This is a genomic window from Streptomyces sp. 4N124, from assembly GCF_052245395.1.
Taxonomy (GTDB): domain Bacteria; phylum Actinomycetota; class Actinomycetes; order Streptomycetales; family Streptomycetaceae; genus Streptomyces.
Map to the genome: position 1 here is coordinate 1 of NZ_JBQQBS010000106.1, position 16,152 is coordinate 16,152.

At 72.7% G+C, this 16,152-nt stretch carries 13 protein-coding genes; 5 read left to right on the forward strand and 8 right to left on the reverse strand.

Annotated elements, in window-relative coordinates:
• A partial coding sequence (locus ACTWQO_RS47135) for a lactonase family protein (protein ID WP_443243568.1) occupies positions 1-858 on the forward strand: 858 nt, incomplete at its 5' end.
• A 158-nt stretch (positions 859-1,016) separates the two neighbouring features.
• On the opposite strand, the gene ACTWQO_RS47140 is transcribed toward ACTWQO_RS47135, so the two are convergent.
• The 4 genes from ACTWQO_RS47140 to ACTWQO_RS47155 form a co-directional block, all read right to left on the reverse strand.
• Positions 1,017-1,940, reverse strand: coding sequence for a sirohydrochlorin chelatase (locus ACTWQO_RS47140; protein ID WP_443243569.1), 924 nt, complete (start codon positions 1,938-1,940; stop codon positions 1,017-1,019).
• A 131-nt stretch (positions 1,941-2,071) separates the two neighbouring features.
• Positions 2,072-3,130, reverse strand: coding sequence for an N-acetylglucosamine kinase (locus tag ACTWQO_RS47145; RefSeq protein ID WP_443243570.1), 1,059 nt, complete (start codon positions 3,128-3,130; stop codon positions 2,072-2,074).
• Positions 3,127-3,804 carry a uracil-DNA glycosylase gene (locus tag ACTWQO_RS47150; protein WP_443243571.1) on the reverse strand — a complete coding sequence of 226 codons (678 nt, stop codon included), beginning with the start codon at positions 3,802-3,804 and terminating at the stop codon, positions 3,127-3,129. Before ACTWQO_RS47150 ends, ACTWQO_RS47145 begins: the two co-directional genes overlap by 4 nt.
• A 64-nt stretch (positions 3,805-3,868) precedes the next feature.
• Positions 3,869-4,954, reverse strand: coding sequence for a WD40/YVTN/BNR-like repeat-containing protein (locus ACTWQO_RS47155; RefSeq protein WP_443243572.1), 1,086 nt, complete (start codon positions 4,952-4,954; stop codon positions 3,869-3,871).
• Positions 4,955-5,247: 293 nt separating this feature from the next.
• Here ACTWQO_RS47155 and ACTWQO_RS47160 point away from each other — a divergent pair, with 293 nt between their 5' ends.
• Positions 5,248-5,832, forward strand: coding sequence for an Rv1733c family protein (locus tag ACTWQO_RS47160; protein WP_443243573.1), 585 nt, complete (start codon positions 5,248-5,250; stop codon positions 5,830-5,832).
• 18 nt (positions 5,833-5,850) lie between these two features.
• On the opposite strand, the gene ACTWQO_RS47165 is transcribed toward ACTWQO_RS47160, so the two are convergent.
• Both ACTWQO_RS47165 and ACTWQO_RS47170 read right to left on the reverse strand, forming a co-directional pair.
• Positions 5,851-7,857, reverse strand: coding sequence for a HEAT repeat domain-containing protein (locus ACTWQO_RS47165; RefSeq protein ID WP_443243580.1), 2,007 nt, complete (start codon positions 7,855-7,857; stop codon positions 5,851-5,853).
• A gap of 91 nt (positions 7,858-7,948) precedes the next feature.
• Positions 7,949-9,616, reverse strand: coding sequence for a DNA alkylation response protein (locus tag ACTWQO_RS47170; RefSeq protein WP_443243574.1), 1,668 nt, complete (start codon positions 9,614-9,616; stop codon positions 7,949-7,951).
• Between the two features lie 75 nt (positions 9,617-9,691).
• Between ACTWQO_RS47170 and ACTWQO_RS47175 the strand changes: the two genes are divergently transcribed.
• The gene (locus tag ACTWQO_RS47175) at positions 9,692-10,435 is read left to right on the forward strand and encodes a PaaX family transcriptional regulator C-terminal domain-containing protein (RefSeq protein WP_443243575.1); all 744 of its coding nucleotides are present in this window, start codon (positions 9,692-9,694) and stop codon (positions 10,433-10,435) included.
• A 67-nt stretch (positions 10,436-10,502) separates the two neighbouring features.
• Here the strand turns inward: ACTWQO_RS47175 and ACTWQO_RS47180 are convergent, their stop codons facing one another.
• Positions 10,503-11,285, reverse strand: a complete 783-nt coding sequence (locus tag ACTWQO_RS47180; protein ID WP_443243576.1) for a pectate lyase — start codon at positions 11,283-11,285, stop codon at positions 10,503-10,505.
• A 31-nt stretch (positions 11,286-11,316) separates the two neighbouring features.
• Positions 11,317-12,297: a pectate lyase family protein gene (locus tag ACTWQO_RS47185; protein WP_443243577.1), complete on the reverse strand. Its 981-nt coding sequence runs from the start codon at positions 12,295-12,297 to the stop codon at positions 11,317-11,319.
• 341 nt (positions 12,298-12,638) lie between these two features.
• Between ACTWQO_RS47185 and ACTWQO_RS47190 the strand changes: the two genes are divergently transcribed.
• Complete coding sequence (locus ACTWQO_RS47190; RefSeq protein WP_443243578.1) at positions 12,639-13,154, forward strand: hypothetical protein; 516 nt, start codon at positions 12,639-12,641, stop codon at positions 13,152-13,154.
• A gap of 8 nt (positions 13,155-13,162) precedes the next feature.
• Positions 13,163-16,152, forward strand: a 2,990-nt coding sequence (locus ACTWQO_RS47195) for an HAD-IC family P-type ATPase (protein WP_443243579.1), incomplete at its 3' end; no start/stop codon positions are given.

Consider the following 16,152-nt stretch of genomic DNA (forward strand, 5'->3'; position numbering starts at 1 on the left):
CTCTACACGGTCAGTGAGACCGCCGACGGCGCGGTGGCGGCGTACCGGGTGAACGGCGACAAGCCCGAGCCGGCCGGCCCTCCGGTGCCGGTCGACGGCAGTGGCACCACGCACCTGAGTCTGTTCGCCGGACACGTCCTGACCGCCAACTACGGCACCGGCAGCGTCACCGCCGTGCCCCTGCGCGCTGACGGCACCCTCGCTCCGGCCGCGTCCGGCGTGCTCCGGCACACCGGCTCCGGCCCGCACACACCGCGCCAGCAGGGCCCGCACGCCCACCAGGTGCAGCCCGACCTGAGCGGCCGGTGGGCCGTCAGTGTCGACCTCGGCACGGATTCCGTACGGGTGTGCACGCTGACCGACGGGAACCTCGAAGTGCACCGGGAGATCGCCCTGCGCCCCGGTTCCGGGCCCCGGCACCTGGCGTTCCACCCGCGCGGCTCGTACGCGTACGTGCTGAACGAACTGACCCCGACGGTCACCGTGTGCCGCTGGGACGCGACGGACGGCTCGCTGAAACCGCTGGCCGAGACGCCGGTGCTGGCCGGGCAGCCGGCCGGTGACGCCTACCCGTCGGGCATCGTCGCGTCACCCGACGGCCGCTTCGTGTGGACCGCCACCCGCGGCGAGGACGTGGTGTCCACGTTCGCCGTCGAGGGCGAGGAGCTGCGGCTGGTAGGCACGGTCACCTGCGGCGGCCACTGGCCACGGGCCCTCACCGCGGCGGACGGCTTCCTCTACGCCGCGAACGAGCGCTCCGGCGACGTCACCTGGTTCACCGTCGACCCGGACACCGGCCTGCCGCGCCCCGGCGGACTGATCGAGGTGACCGCCGCTTCCTGCGTGGTCATCGGCTGATCCCGGCCCGGAACGGCTAGGGCCCGCTCCCCCTACGGGAGCGGGCCCTCGGCGTCGTACGAATGGCGCGCCCCGAAGGGGCGCGGGGAACTGCGCGACCAGCCACGACGACGCCGCAGACGAACGACGACAGATCCCGGCACTACCCAGCGGAGCGCTCAGCGGACCGGCGAGCCCTGTGCCTGCTGCGGGGCGATGCCCAGTGACGTCGTGTACTTGGCCAGCGCGAGCTTGCCGATCGCGGGGTAAGGGCCGAGCGCCTCGGCGGCGGAGCAGCCCGCCTCCTTGGCTGCCGCGTCGATCAGGCCCGGGTCGATCTCGGGGCCGATCAGATAGGGCGCCAGGGCCAGCTGCTGCGAGCCCGAGGAACGCAGCTGCTCGGCGACGGACGAGATCGAGCCGTCCTGGTCGAGCGCCGCCGCCATCACAGGCACCGCGAGGCGTGCGGCGAGCAGCATGCCGGTGATCCCGGCCGCCTGCACGGCCTCCTCACCGCCGACCGAGGCCAGGATGATGCCGTCCGCGGCGGTCGCCACGGTGAACAGACGGGCGCGGTCGGCGCGGGCCAGACCGGCCTCCGACAGGCGCACGTGCAGCGCCTCCGCGAGCAGCGGGTGCGGGCCGAGCACATCGGTCAGCTCGGCCGCGACACGGCTGTCCATGACCGCCTGGCGGATCCGGCGCAGCAACGCGCCGTCCGGCCCGGCGAGCAGCGGCACGACGACGGCGACGGGGCCGTCCGGCTCCTTGGCGTCCACGCCCGCGGCGCGCGCCTGCTCGTAACGGGCTGTGCGCTCCTGGGCGGCGTGCGCGAGCACGGACGTGAGCGTGGGGAACTCCGCGTCGTCCCCGTCCAGGTACCCGATCCGCGCGTCCAGGCCGGGGAGCTCGGAGCGGGCGATGCTCACGACCTCCTCGGAGAGGCTGCGCGTGGCGGCGCTGGGCGTGCCCGGCACCGCGAGGACGAGCGCGGGCGCGCCCTCGGGAGCCGCCAGGGGCTCGGGTCGGCGGTGCCGCCCGGGCTGACGAGGTCGCGGCATTCGTACTGGCAGGCCGGACGCGGGCCCAGTGGGGGAGCTCATGGCGACGCATGTTACTGGCTTCCTGGGCTCCCCTGTTCGGGGAGGGTGCAGGTGAGCGGTATCCGTCCGGTTTTGTCTGATGAGTTACGGTCGGATCAGAAGTGCTCACCGGGTTCCGGCCGGGCTGTGGGTCAGTCCCCCTTGACGGTGACCACGGTCAGCATCGCCTCGTCACTCGGCAGGGTGAACGCGCCCGCCGCGAGGTCCGCCGCGATGCGCACGGAGCCGTCCAGCGGATCGCCGGCGGACGGGACCCGGCGGGCGCGCGGCAGTTGTCGGGACAGCTCCTCCTCCAGCGGTACGACGAGAGGGGCGCCGATCTTGAGCAGCCCGCCGGTGACGGCGACCCGGGCGTCCGCGTCCGGCGGGCAGACAGCTGCCGCGGACTCGGCCATGTGCCGGGCGGCTGTGCGCAGGATGCCCGCGGCGACGGGGTCGCCGTCCGCGCACGCGGCCACGTGCGGCACGAAGGACGCGAGGACGGCGGGCCGGTCCGGTCGGGGGTACAGCTTGCCGGGCAGCCCCGGCATCGGACCGAACTCCTCCTCGGCGCGCGCCAGCAGCACGGCGGACCCACCGGGCCGCCCGTCGTACGCCCGAAGTGCTGCCTCCAGTCCGGCCCGCCCGATCCAGGCGCCGCCGCCGCAGTCGCCCAGCAGATGCCCCCAGCCGTCGGCGCGACGCCAGCACGTCAGATCCGTGCCGATGGCGATCAGCCCGGTCCCGGCGGCGACCACGGCACCGGGCCACGGCCCGACGGCGCCGACATACGCGGTGACACCATCGGCGACCAGCGCGAGCGTCCGGACACCGAACTCCCGGCGCAGCGCACCCGGGAGTTCGGCGCGCAGGGCGTCGCCGAGCGTGGAGAGCCCGGCGGCCCCGACGACGGCGGTCTCCAGCTGGTGCACACCGGTCTCCGTCACCAACACCCGCACCATGGGCACCAGTTGCTCCATCAGATGCCCCGGATCGATACCCCGCGCACCGGTCCGCACCGGCACCCGTGACTCCCGCTGGGCCTTCCCGTCCCCCTGTGCGGTCGCCACGACCACGCGCAGACCGGAGCCACCGGAGTCGACGGCGAGGAAACCGGCGGGCGTATCCGCGAGGTGGGCGCGGCGGGACGGGGTCGTCGTTCGCGCGGGATCAGGCGGAGCCGCATCCGCCCCGGCCCCCACACCCGTCACGGCAGGCGCCAGTCCACCGGCTGACCCCCTTGCTGGATCAGTAGGTCGTTGGCGCGGCTGAAGGGGCGGGAGCCGAAGAAGCCGCGGTCGGCCGACATGGGGGAGGGGTGGGCGGACTCCACCGAGGGGAGTTTGCCGAGGAGGGGGCGGAGGTTGCGGGCGTCGCGGCCCCACAGGATGGACACCAGCGGCTTGCCGCGCCCGGCCAGCGCCCTGATGGCCTGCTCGGTGACCTCCTCCCAGCCCTTGCCGCGGTGCGCGCCCGGACTGCGCGGCGCGGTGGTGAGCGCTCTGTTCAGCAGCAGCACGCCCTGCTGGGTCCACGGCGTCAGATCACCGTTGGACGGCTGGGACAGCCCCAGATCCGTATTGAGCTCCCGGAAGATGTTGATGAGGCTGCCGGGCAGCGGACGCACATCGGGCGCGACCGAGAACGACAGCCCCACCGCGTGCCCCGGCGTCGGATAGGGGTCCTGCCCCACGATGAGGACACGGACGTCGTCGAAGGGCTGCTGGAAGGCCCGCAGAACATTCGGTCCGGCCGGAAGATAGGTGCGTCCCGCCGCGATCTCCGCGCGCAGGAAGTCGCCCATCGAGGCGATCCGTCCGGCTACGGGTTCCAGGGCCTTCGCCCAGCCTGGTTCGACGATTTCATGCAAGGGTCGTGATGCCACGGCCGTCACCCTACTGCCGTACGGGCAGCAGCGATCAACCGGTGGCCAAGGCCGTTCGGAGTGCTCAACCGACCACCGCCGCACGGACACACAGCACATCCGGCAGATGCGAGGCGAGCTGCTGCCAGCTGTCGCCGTCGTCGGCCGATGCGAACACCTCGCCGTTGCGGTTGCCGAAATAGACGCCCGCCGGGTCCCCGTCGTCGGTGCACAGCGCGTCGCGCAGCACCGTGCCGTAGTGGTCCTCCTGCGGCAGGCCCGCCGAGAGCGGTTCCCAGGTCTTGCCCGCGTCCCCCGTGCGGAAGACCCGGCATCGGTGGTCGGCGGGCACCCGGTCCGCGTCCGCGTTGATCGGGAACACATAGGCCGTGTCGCCGCGGTGGGGGTGTGCGGCCGCCGCGAAACCGAACGTGGAGGGCAGACCCTCGCCGATGTCGGTCCAGTGCGCGCCCGCGTCGTCGCTGCGGTAGACGCCCCAGTGGTTCTGCAGATACAGCCGGTCCGGTGTCGCCGAGTCCTGCGCGATCTTGTGCACGCACTGTCCGAACTCCGGGTTGGGATCCGGCAGGAACACCGCGGAGACACCGGAGTTGGACGGTGACCAGCTGGCGCCGCCGTCGGCGGTGCGGAACACGCCCGCAGTCGATACGGCGACCGTCACGGCCTGCGGGTCCCGCTTGTCGGTCAGCACGGTGTGCAGGCCCTCGCCGCCACCGCCCGGCACCCACTGCGAGCGGGTGGGGTGTTCCCAGAGCGGACGGACCAGCTCGAAGCTCTCGCCGCCGTCCTCGGAGCGGTACAGCGCGGCCGGTTCGGTGCCCGCATACACCACATCGGGTTCCGCGGCGGCCGGGTGCAGCTGCCACACCCGCTCCAGCGAAGCGCCGGTGTCCTTGGGGAACTTGACGGCCGGCTGGGGCGGTTCGGTCCAGGTCCGGCCCAGGTCGTCGGAGTGGAACACGGACGGACCCCAGTGCGCGCTGTCGCCGCCCGCCAGCAGCCGCGGGCGCTCGCTGCGGGTGTCGACGGCGACCGAGTAGACGGCCTGTGCGTTGAAGTAGGGACTCTCGTCGAACTCCCATGCGCCACCGCGCCGGCGCCCGATGAACAGGCCTTTGCGTGTGCCCACGGCGAGCAGTACCTCGGTCATGCCGAACACCTCCGCGACATCTTTGTCCAAGACACCGGCCAGTCTGCACCCGACCACTGACAGTCACCTCTGGAAACGACTTCCTCGCAGGTCAGGGCGGTGCGGCTGCCCGCGCCAGGACCGGCGCACGGTGTCGATCCCGGAGTGATCCGGTCATTTTCGGTCAGACCCCGGTGAGCGCGTCGGGCCCGTGGGACCGTCGGCCCGGGGGACCATCCCTGAGCATCCGCGAGCCGTCCGACGTATGGAAGGACGGTCGGGGATGTTCGCGCGCTCATGAGAGGAAGCCTTCGATGGCGTTCCGTGGTCCGAAGGTGTGGCTGTGGCGCTGGCGGCGCAACCCGCTCAAGCGTCAGGCCGACGTGGTGGAGGCCTGGGTGGTGCTCGGTGCCTGGGTGTTCACCGTCCTCGTCGGGGTGTCCGCAGGTCTGGCGGTGAGCCGGTCCGTGGAGCACGGACTGGCCCAGGAGCGCGTCGAGTGGCGTCCCACGGTGGCCAGGCTCACCGAGCAGGCCCCTGGCTCGGCCGACACCAACACGGGCGCGATCAGCGGCGAGCGGGTCTGGGGCAAGGTGCGCTGGACCGCGCCGGACGGCTCCGTGCACACCGGCCAGGCCCGGGTCCGAACGGGCAGCGCCGTCGGCTCCCCGGTCACCGTGTGGACGGACCCGCAGGGCCGCCTGGTGACCAGGCCCGCCACCGCGTCCCAGGCCCGCCTGCAGGCCGCGATGACCGGCGCGCTGATGGGAGTGGCAGCGGCGGCGCTTCCCTTCGTCGGGGGCCGGGTCCTGTGCGGCCGGCTGGAGCGCAGGCGCATGGAGATGTGGGACGCGGAGTGGGCGCTGCTCGGCCCGCTGTGGGGGCGGACGACGGGGTGAGCGGCGGGCCGGAGGCCCTTACCCGCCCCTCAACGCCTCGCGGCACACCCGCAGCAACTGCTCGTCGGCGAACACGCCTTGGCCGAATCCGTCGGAGGTCGCCTGGTGCCGCCGGACCGAGGACAGTTCCGCCCGGAGCAGGTCGTGCAGGGGAGCTCCCGTCGGTCCCATGGCGGCGATGCACTCGGCGATGGTGAGGCGTGTGTACGGATTCTCCGCCCAGGCGCCGCGCAGCACCGGAAGGGCGGGGTCCGGCTCCGCGGTGATCCGCCAGATCGCGCACGCCGCCGCCATCCGTTCCCAGACCGTGCCGGTCTCGGTCATCGGCAGCAGACCTGGCAGCGCAGGGTGTGCCGCGGGGCCAAGCCGCGCCAGCACGTCGGCCGCCGCTCCGCGCCGGCGCGCGTTGCCGAACGTCAACTCCCGCAGCAGGACAGGCAGTACAGCGCTCGTGTCGGCCGCCAACGACCACAGCGCGTCCGCGGCAGCTACGGCGAACTCGCCCTCCAGCAGCCCGCGCAGCGCCGGTATCGCCTCTTGTGCCGCGCTTCCGAGCGACCCCAGGGTCCGTACCGAGTTCTCCACCACAACGTCCCGCAGCCGCGCTTCCTCCGGTGTGCCGAGCAGCAGTCGCAGCACCCCGGGCACACACTCCCTGTCGTGCAGCACCCGCAGCGCCAGTAGCAGCGACGTGGCCCGCTCATGCGACTCCGGGGAGTCAAGAGGGAGTTCATCGAGCCTGCGCCGGAACGCGGGAGCCAACGGCGTCGCGGCCCGGCCCATATAGGGGATCACCTGCCCCAGGTCGTGGGGTACGGCCGGCCCCTCCAGGACCTCCGCCAGTACCGGCACCGCCCTGGGATCGCCGGTCTGGGCCAGGACTTTGAGCGGGCCACCCAGAGACGGCAGGCCGTGCGCCCACTGCTGTACCCACAGGTCGGGGCGGGAGGCGACCAGCGTGTAGAGGTCGTCGGCGGCAGGGCGGGCGATGTCGACGAGGCCCGTGAGGGCGGACACCGCGGCCTCGCGCAACCGGTCGTCGTCCGCGCCCAGTTGGGCACCGATCAACGCCACGGGTTCGCTGTAGTCGGCGCGCCACTCGCCGAACAGCTTCGTCGACATCCACACGGCGTTGCACCGGTCGACCGGATCGGGGCTGGTCAACTGACCGCACAGCAGGCCGATCCGGTCCTCCACGCGGCTGCCGAGGGCGGTGTGCAGGGTGCGCAGCAGCTGGGAGCCCTCCTCGTCCGAGGGGCGGAGCCGCCGCAGTCGGCCGACGAGCGTGTTCGTGTCCGGCCGATCCGGCTCGTCCGACGTGACAGGCCGCCGTTCGGACCGGTCCCTGAGCAGTCGTACGACGGTGTCCACCAGGTCGGCCGGGAGCCGGTCGGGAGCGCAGGCCGCCAGCTGGCCCAGTGCGGCGATCCGCAGCCCGGGACCGTACGGCGGCGCGCTCTGCGTCGTGAGGAGGTCCAGCGCGCCCGCGGCCTGACCGGGGTGCCGTCGGGCGAAGAGCCCGAGACTCTCGGTCAGGGCGAGCAGCACGCCGTCGTCCCGCTCGACCATGATCCGCTCCCGCAACAGCCCCAGCACCCTTGCCGGTTCGTCCAGGAACCGCACGACCGCTCCCGCTGCCGCACGCCGCACCCCGGCGTCCGGGTCCCCGACCAGACGGGCGAACTCCCCGGCGCTCGCACGGACCGCGGTGTGGGCCATCGCGTAGCTGCCGCCGAGGAGTTCCGCGCCACCGTCCCCGCCGATGCTGACCAGCAGTTCCACGATGCCGCCCCGATCGGGCACCTCCTCCCGCCCCGCGAGCGCGAACAGGAAGGGGACGCAGGCGAGTGTCGAGTCGTACACGTCGCCCTGGTGGTGCACCGCGCCGTACATGCCGTCGAGTGCGATCTCCCGCTCGGCCGGGTCCACGGAGGCCAGCCCCCGCAGCATGCCGGGCACGTCCTCCGCACTTCCGTACGCGTGCCGCAGCGCGGCCCAGTCGACCTCGTCGATCCCCGTGAACACGTTGTCCTCCCCAGCGAGTTCCACTGGTCGTGAGTGTGCACCACGGCACTGACAACGAAGCGGAATCGGGGCGTGACTGTGTGCGATCCGGTCAGTTCGCCGACACAAGGGCCCGCCGCAGGATCGCGTCCAGGTCAGCGGCGTCGGAGAGGGTGCCGAAGGCGTGTCCCCAGTCGCCGCCGAGCCGGCTGGCGCAGAAGGCGTCGGCGACCGCCGAGGGGGCGTGCCGGACCAGCAGGGAGGCCTGGAGGGTCAGGGCCATCCGCTCCACCAGACGACGGGCGCCCGCCTCGGACCCCTCGGCCAACGCGTCCCGAAGCCGGTTCACGGCCGCGTCCAGGCGGGCGTCCGCCCCCTGCGCCAGGGCGAGTTCGGCGAAGAGCGCGTCCGCGGTGCCGGGCTCCCGGCGCAACGCCCGCAGTACATCGAGGGCGTTGACGTTCCCCGAACCCTCCCAGATCGACAGCAGGGGAGCCTCCCGGTAGTGGCGGGGCATGCCCGACTCCTCCACATAGCCGTTGCCGCCGAGGCACTCCAGGGCCTCCGCGGTGAAGGCCGGGCCCCGCTTGGTGACCCAGTACTTGCCCACGGCGGTGGCGATCCGGCGGAAAGCCGCCTCACCGGCGTCCCCGCGCACGGCCCGGTCGGCCGCGCCCGCCAGCCGCAGCGTGAGCGTCGTGGCGGCCTCCGACTCCAGCGCCAGATCGGCCAGGACGTTGCGCATCAGGGGCTGGTCGACCAGCCGGGCGCCGAACGCGCTGCGGTGCCGGGCGTGATGCCCGGCCTGGACGAGTGTCTGGCGCATCAGCGTTGCCGACATCATCACGCAGTCCAGCCGTGTGCAGTTGACCATCTCGATGATCGTCTTCACACCCTGGCCCTCGGGCCCGACCAGCCAGGCCACGGTGCCGTCGAACTCCGGCTCGGAGGAGGCGTTGGAGCGGTTGCCCAGCTTGTCCTTGAGCCGCTGGATGCGGAAGGTGTTGCGGGTGCCGTCGGGCAGGACGCGCGGCACCAGGAAACACGACAGCCCGTCCGGGGCTTGAGCCAGCACCAGGAACACGTCGCACATCGGCGCCGAGGTGAACCACTTGTGCCCGCGCAGCGTGTACACGCCGGGCTCGGCGCTGGGCGTCGCCGTCGTCGTGTTCGTGCGGACGTCGGAGCCGCCCTGCTTCTCGGTCATCCCCATGCCCGCCAGCAGGCCCCGCTTCTCCGTCGGCACCCGCAGCCCGGGGTCGTACTCACGGCTGGTCAGCAGGGGTTCGTAGACCTTCGCCAGCTCCGGCTGCCGGCGCAGCGCGGGAACGGCGGCGTACGTCATGGACGTCGGACAGCCGTGCCCGGCCTCCGTGTGCCCCCACACCAACCCGCCCGCGGTCCGGGCGACATGGGCACCGGGACGGTCCTCGGCCCAGGGTGTCGCGGCGAGTCCCTCGGTGACCGCGACACGCATCAGGTGGTGCCAGCTCGGATGGAACTCGACCTCGTCGATCCGGTTGCCGTACCGGTCGTGCGTGCGCAGCTCCGGCTCGTACCGGTTGGCCAGCTCGCCCCACTCCTGTGCCTCGGCGCTCCCGGCCCGCAGTCCGAGCCGCCGGAGCCCCTCCTCGGCCCACCCGGCACCCTCGCGGCGCAGCCCTTCGAGCAGGGCCGTGTCGTCGGAGGCGTCGTACGGGGCCAGGGCTGGGGGCTGGTTGGTCACGTCGTGTGTGGCGTGGCCCTGAGGGCCCTGTTCGTGCGCGAGTGTGGTGGCCATACGGTGAGTGTTGCACTTTTCCTGCGGTCGTAGCAATAATGCAGCGATTCGATCCGGCCCGTACAGTACGTGACCATGCGAACGGTCCAGGCAGACGAGCTGCACCTGCGCCCGCTCTCGGCGCGCTCGGTCGTCCTGAGCCTGCTCCTCGGCATCCATCCGCCCGAGCTGCCGGTGAAGGACCTCGCGCGCGTGGTGGAGCCCTTCGGTGTCGGCGGCTCCACCCTGCGGGCCGCGCTCAGCCGGATGACGGCCGCCGGCGACCTGCGGCGCACGGACGCCGGGTATCGCATCGGGGACCGTCTGCTGGAGCGCCAGCGCCGTCAGGACGACGCCGTGGAGCCCAGCACGCGCGCGTGGGACGGCGATTGGGAGATGGCCGTGATCACGGCGACGGGCCGGGGCCCCGCCGAACGCGCCGAACTGCGGACCCGGTTGACCACCCTCCGCCTCGCCGAACTGCGCGAAGGCGTCTGGCTGCGCCCCGCCAATCTCCGCCGCGCGCTCCCGGGGGACCTCCACGCGGTGCTCCGGCCCTTCACGGCCCACCCCGAACAACCCGCACGCGACCTGGCGTGGACCCTCTGGCCGCTGGACACCTGGGCCCGCACGGCCCATGCCCTGCTCAGCCACGTCGCGCGCGTGGAGCGCCCCGCCGACCGGCTCACCGCCTTCGCGGCCGTCGTACGTCATCTGCTCCTCGACCCCGTCCTGCCCGGGGAACTCCTCCCCTCCGACTGGCCCGGACCGGCCCTGCGCGCCGCGTACGCCGACTACCAGCGGGAGTTCACGCAGGTCGTGCGGGAGCGGCGGGCATGACACGGCGGCCGTGCGAAGCGCCGTGCAGGGACGCTTCGGACGGCCGCCTTCACCGCGGGGGGAGTGGTCAGCGGTAGGTGATGTCCGAGGTGGAGTACAGGCAGTTGGTGCTGTCCGGGCCCGTACCGACCGCGGTGTTGTTGTTGTACTTCTGGCAGGGGATGACCTTGCGGCTCGCGTCGTTGAGGATCGTGATGCCACGCAGTGTCGCCACGTCGCCCCGGTTGACGTTGATGCCGACGAGGCGTGCGGTGGAGCCCGTGCCGGTCACCTCGATGTTGCTGAGGTTGACCTTGCGTGTGTACTGCGTGGAGCAGTCGCCGCAGGAGCGGTAGAGCGTCTTGAACTCGCTGACCGCGAAGTTGGAGATGTTCAGCGTGCCGGGTCCGTTGTGCTGGAAGACCTTGTCGGCGGCCTTCTTCGCGCCACCGCCGGTGACGGTGTAGGTGGAGCCGCCGCGGAAGGTGGCGGCGTCCTCGCCGACGTCCTCCCACCACACGTTCTGCAGCGTGCAGTTGCCCTCGCAGTGGATGCCGTCGGCGCCGGGCGCGCCGATGATGACGTTCTTCAGCGTCGCGCCGGCCGCGAGCTTGAAGATGGGGTCCTGGCCCTCTTCCTGACCGTCGCCGGCCAGGTCCCCAGTGCCGTAGAACTTCTTCATCCCGTAGTCCTTGGTGCCGGACACGGAGATGGTGGAGGAGGTCCCCTGGCTGCCGTTGGGGGTCGGCCAGTTGGCGGCGCTCGCAGGCGGCACACCTATTGTCATGATCATGACAGAAGAGAGGCCGAGTGTGGCCAGTCCGCTGGTCAGTGCGCGCCGGCGGGCGCGTGGAAGTGCTGGTGAAGTCATGTCCCGATGCCTTCTTCCAGTTGGGGGGTGGTCAGATCTTTCCGGTGCCCGCGCCGGACGTGACCGAGGAGACGACCGTCGAGGCGGACTCCGCGGTGTAGCCGTACGGCGGGGCGGTGAAGCTGCCGACCCGCGAGATCTCGGTGGCGGCTCCACCGAGGTCGTTTCCGCGCAGGTTGGCGTATCCGTCGACGTCGCTGCTGCGGTTGGTGGTGACCGCGACCTTCGTCGCACGGAAGACGTTGTTCTCGACGAGCATCTGGGCGCCCATGCGCGAGTGGCAGGCGGTGTCGGCGCCGTCCACGTAGTTGTTGTAGAAGTGGCCGGTGCCGAAGCGCAGGCTGGGGATGCGCGAGTAGACGTTGCTGAAGTGGTTGTGGTGGTACGTCACCTTCAGGTGACCGGTGTCCTCGCTCGCGTTGTTGTCGCTGTGTCCGACGAGCGAGCCCTTGAAGTGGTCCTTGAAGGTGTTCCAGGAGACGGTCACGTTGTCGGCGCCGTGATTGATGTCGAGCAGACCGTCGTAGTAGTCCTTGTCGTGCTCGCGGTCCGCCGAGAAGGCGTTGTGGTCGATCCAGACCTTCGTCGACTCCTGGACGGTGATGCCGTCGGCGGGCGCGACCGGCTTGCTGATGTTGAGATTGCGGATGACGACGTTCGTCACCTCCTTCAGCCGCAGCCCGCCGCCGGTGAACCCGGAGGACGAACCGACGCCCAGGACCGTGGTGTTGGAGCCGATGTCGACCTGACCGCTCAGCGAGATCAGGCCGTTCACCCGGACGACCTTGGCCGCGCTGCCGGTGACGGCCGTCTTGAAGGCGCTCAGCGTCGAGACGGTGACCGCGGAGGCGCTGCCGCCGCCGGTCGCGCCGGCGCCGAATCCGATGGGCGAGCTCTCGGCGGCACCGGCCGACTGGGGAAGGGCGAGGGCGGCCGCCGTCGCGAGAGCGGCCGCGGCGGCCGTCACCAGGGTGGTTCTTTGCGCGTGTGTACGGAGGGGGCCTGTACGCATGCGGGTGCGTCCCTTCGCGTTGCCTTGATTGGTCGTATGTGTGAATGACGTACGCCATGCTGAACGCTGCGTTGGGGCATGCCGCTGATTCCGGCCTGATGGGGTGTCAGCCGGTCAGCCTGCTGAACGGAACGTAGGGGGCAAGCGCTTTCTAGTCAACGCTTTGCGCAGAACGCATTCGGACACCGCAGGTGAGCGCCACGCTGGACGGAGCGAGGGTGTGGGAGCGCTTCCAGGGTCGGCGCGTTCGTCGCCCGCCGCCCTCCGCACGGGTGACGTTCCGTTTCGCGGGAACCCGGCCGTGAAGAGAGTGCCGATCTGTGAGGGAGGCATCGAGAGTCATGACACGGCAGAAGCCGTCGCTCGATCTTCCGGAACCCATTCGCGAACCGTTGCACACCACCGCGACGGCGCTGCGCAGGGTCCCCGGCGCCGGTGTGGTCACCAAGGCGGCCGAAGGCACGCTGGACGCGGTCGGCGCCGTGTCCCCGCGCGGCCGGCGCATGGTCGCGTACACCGGGGCCGGGCTCCTCGGGGTCGCGGGCATCGTCGAATGGCCCATCGCCCTCACGGGGGCGGCAGTGGTCTGGCTGACCCAGCCCAAGCCCGGCGGGAGCGAAGAGACAGGCGACCAGAAGACGACGGCACGCGGCAGTCGTACGTCGTCCAGCAGCAGTACGTCGGCCACCGGCCGTCGTACGACATCCAGCCGCGGCGGAAAGTCGTCCACGGGCACCCGCAAGACGTCCGGCGGCACCCGCAAGACGTCGAGCACCCGGTCGACGTCCGCCGGCAGCGGCAAGAGCGCGCCGAAGAGCCGGAGCACAGCGTCGAAGCGCGCGAGCACGAAGAGCTGAGGTGAGTCATGGGAGTGCTGACGGGGGCTGCCACGGCCCTGTCCGGTGCGGTGCTGGCGGGGCCGCGACTGCTGGTGCACGGGGCCGCGCCCGGTGTGGGTGTGGCCGCCGGGGCGGCGGCCGGGACGGCGCGAGCCGGTGTGCGAGGGGCGGACGCCGTCGTCAGGGTGGCGCGGGTGACCCGCAGGGCGCTGCCGGGCGGTGACCACACCTGGCGGTCCGGTCACCGGACCCATCTGCCGCTCCGGCCGACCGAGCCGGAGCGGGTGCGGCGGGCGGGCGGGATGGCCAAGGCGGCACGCAAGGTGGCCACGGCGCTGGCCGAACGGCCGGACGTGGCCTACGCCTACTGGGACGGCGGCCTCGCCCGGCTGGTCGTGGCCGCGAGTGAGGCGGCCGTGTCCGAACGGGTGGAGGAGAAGGCGCACGCGCTCGCCGCCGAACACGGGTTGGAGCCGGTGGACGAACCGACGGAGGAATTCACGCATCCCGGCGACCCGGCCCTCGTACGGACCAGCGCGGCGGCACTCGCGGCCGACGCGGCGGGTGTCGTGGTCTCGGTGACCGGCTCAGTCCTGCGACTGCCGCACTCGCCCCGCGCCATGACGGCGGTGGTGACCCTGCTGCGCGAGAACCCCCGCTTCCGCGCCTGGCTGCGCGAACGGTTCGGGTTCTCCCGCATGGACCTGATCCTGGCCGTGTCGAACGCCGCGGCCCATGGCGCGGGCCGCACCCCGATGTCCCTCGTGCTCGACGCGGGCCTGCGCTCGGTTCAGCTCGCGGAGGCGGTCGCCCGCGCGGCCGCGTTCGACGCGGTCCACGACCGGGTCTGCGGACCCGAGCGGGAGGACGTGGCCCCGGAGCGGTTCCCGCGCCCGCCGCTGCGCACCACCCCGGCGCACGAGTACGCGGTCCACGCCGAGACGGGCAGCGTGGTCGGCGCGGCCGTGACGCTGCTGGTGAAGCACGACGGCACCGAGGCGGCCGAAGCGGTCCTCGCGGGCTCCCCGAAGGCGGCCCGCTACGGACCCGCCGCCTTCCACGCCGCACTGGGCTGCGCGCTCGCCCGCACCGGCGTGCTGGTCCGCCACATGGAACGCATGCGGCAGCTGGGGACGGTCACCACCGTGTTCCTGCACCCGAGCGCGCTGCACACCCCCGACGGCGCCGCGGACCCCTGGGCCGAGGCCGTCCTGGACGCGGCACGGCGGGCCGGACTCCGGGTCGTCGTGACGGACGATCCCTCGCTCGGCGACTTCACCGCCCTCGCCGATCACGTCGTGTCAGCCGAGCGGTCCTTCAGCCGGACGGTGAACCAACTGCGCGGTCGCGGCGGTGTCCTGACCGTCGCCCGGCCGAGCTCGGCCGATGACACAGACACCCTGTCCGGGCTGCTCGCCGGCGATGTGGCCGTCGCGCTCGCCGACGGTGACGCGGCCGTGGCCTGGGGCGCCGACGTGGTGGCGCCGGGCGGTCTGGCCGACGTATGGCGGCTGCTCGCGGCCGTGCCGGTGGCGCGGAAGGTCGGGCGGCGTTCGCAGACACTGGCCCGGTCCGGCGCGGCGCTGTCCGGGCTGCTGGTGGCCGTGGGCGAGTCCGGGCGCAGCACCCGCTCGCCGTTGCCCGGTCTGCGGCATGCGCCCGTCGACGCGAGCGCGGCGCTGGCCCTGGTGGCCGGGGCGCGAGACGCCGTCGGCGTCGCGGCCACCCGCGCGCCGCGTCCCCGGGCGCGCGTGGCCTGGCATGAGCTGAAGGCGAAGGACGTACGACAGCGGCTGGAGCGCCGGCTGGAAGAGCCCCCGACTCTGGCGTCCGAGGCTGCCTCCAAGGTGCGGCAGGCAGCCAAGACCGTCGGCCGTGTCCCGGTGTTCGCGCCGGCCAAGGGGGCGCTGCGGCTGGGCCGGGCCGTACGGGGGGAGCTGGACGACCCGCTCACCCCGGTGCTGGCCGTCGGCTCGGCCGCGTCGGCGATCCTCGGCTCGGTCGTGGACGCCCTGTTGGTCGTCGGCGCCCTCGACCTGAACGCCCTGGTCGGCGGCATACAGCGGTTGCGGGCCGAACGGGCGCTGTCCGGGCTGCTCGCGGAACAGAAGCAGAAGGCACGCGTCGCACCCGACGGGACCTCGGACCACCCGCACACCGTCGACGCCGCACGCCTCACGCCCGGCGACGTGATCGAACTGCAGGCCGACGACGTCGTGCCCGCCGACGCCCGCCTGCTGTGGGAGGACGGCCTGGAGGTCGACGAGTCCGCGCTGACCGGCGAATCCCTGCCCGCGGAGAAACAGACCGCCCCGACCCCGCGCGCACCGGTCGCCGACCGCAGCTGCATGGTGTACGAGGGCACGACCGTGGTGGCCGGACAGGCCCGTGCCGTCGTGGTGGAGACCGGCGACCACACCGAGGCCGCCCGCGCGGTCCACCTCGCCGCACGCAAGCCGCCGGCCGCCGGGGTGCAGGCCCGGCTGCAGGAACTCACCCGCAAGGCAATGCCGTTGACCATGGCGGGCGGCGCCGCCGTGACCGGTCTCGCGCTGCTGCGCGGCACCCCGATCCGCCGGGCGGTGAGCGGCGGGGTCGCGGTCGCGGTGGCCGCCGTACCCGAAGGGCTGCCGCTGGTGGCCACGGTCGCGCAGCTGGCCGCCGCGCGCAGGCTCAGCAAGCGGGGCGTGCTGGTCCGCACCCCGCGCACCCTGGAAGCGCTCGGCCGGATGGACACCATCTGCTTCGACAAGACGGGCACCCTCACCGAGAACAAGCTGCGCCTCGTCCGCGTCACCGACCCGGACGGCACCGCCCGCAAGCCGGACGAGGCCGTCGACTCGGCCACCCTGCGCGTCGCGGTCCGTGCCTGCCCCGAGCCCGAGGAGGGCCCCGACCAGCCGGTGCACTCCACCGACGAGGCGGTCCTTGACGCGGCCGGGCGTGACCCGGAGTGGGAACAGACCGAGGGCAGGCCGTTCGAGGCCGGGCGCGGATACGCCGGAGCCGTGGGCCA

What these genes read in the sequence shown, in the direction of transcription:
- ACTWQO_RS47140 (WP_443243569.1), bottom strand. Translation starts at nt 1,940, where the DNA reads ATGAGCTCCCCCACTGGGCCCGCGTCCGGCCTGCCAGTACGAATGCCG.
- ACTWQO_RS47155 (WP_443243572.1), bottom strand. Translation starts at nt 4,954, where the DNA reads ATGACCGAGGTACTGCTCGCCGTGGGCACACGCAAAGGCCTGTTCATC.
- ACTWQO_RS47160 (WP_443243573.1), top strand. Translation starts at nt 5,248, where the DNA reads ATGGCGTTCCGTGGTCCGAAGGTGTGGCTGTGGCGCTGGCGGCGCAAC.
- ACTWQO_RS47170 (WP_443243574.1), bottom strand. Translation starts at nt 9,616, where the DNA reads ATGGCCACCACACTCGCGCACGAACAGGGCCCTCAGGGCCACGCCACA.
- ACTWQO_RS47175 (WP_443243575.1), top strand. Translation starts at nt 9,692, where the DNA reads ATGCGAACGGTCCAGGCAGACGAGCTGCACCTGCGCCCGCTCTCGGCG.
- ACTWQO_RS47180 (WP_443243576.1), bottom strand. Translation starts at nt 11,285, where the DNA reads ATGACTTCACCAGCACTTCCACGCGCCCGCCGGCGCGCACTGACCAGC.
- ACTWQO_RS47185 (WP_443243577.1), bottom strand. Translation starts at nt 12,297, where the DNA reads ATGCGTACAGGCCCCCTCCGTACACACGCGCAAAGAACCACCCTGGTG.
- ACTWQO_RS47190 (WP_443243578.1), top strand. Translation starts at nt 12,639, where the DNA reads ATGACACGGCAGAAGCCGTCGCTCGATCTTCCGGAACCCATTCGCGAA.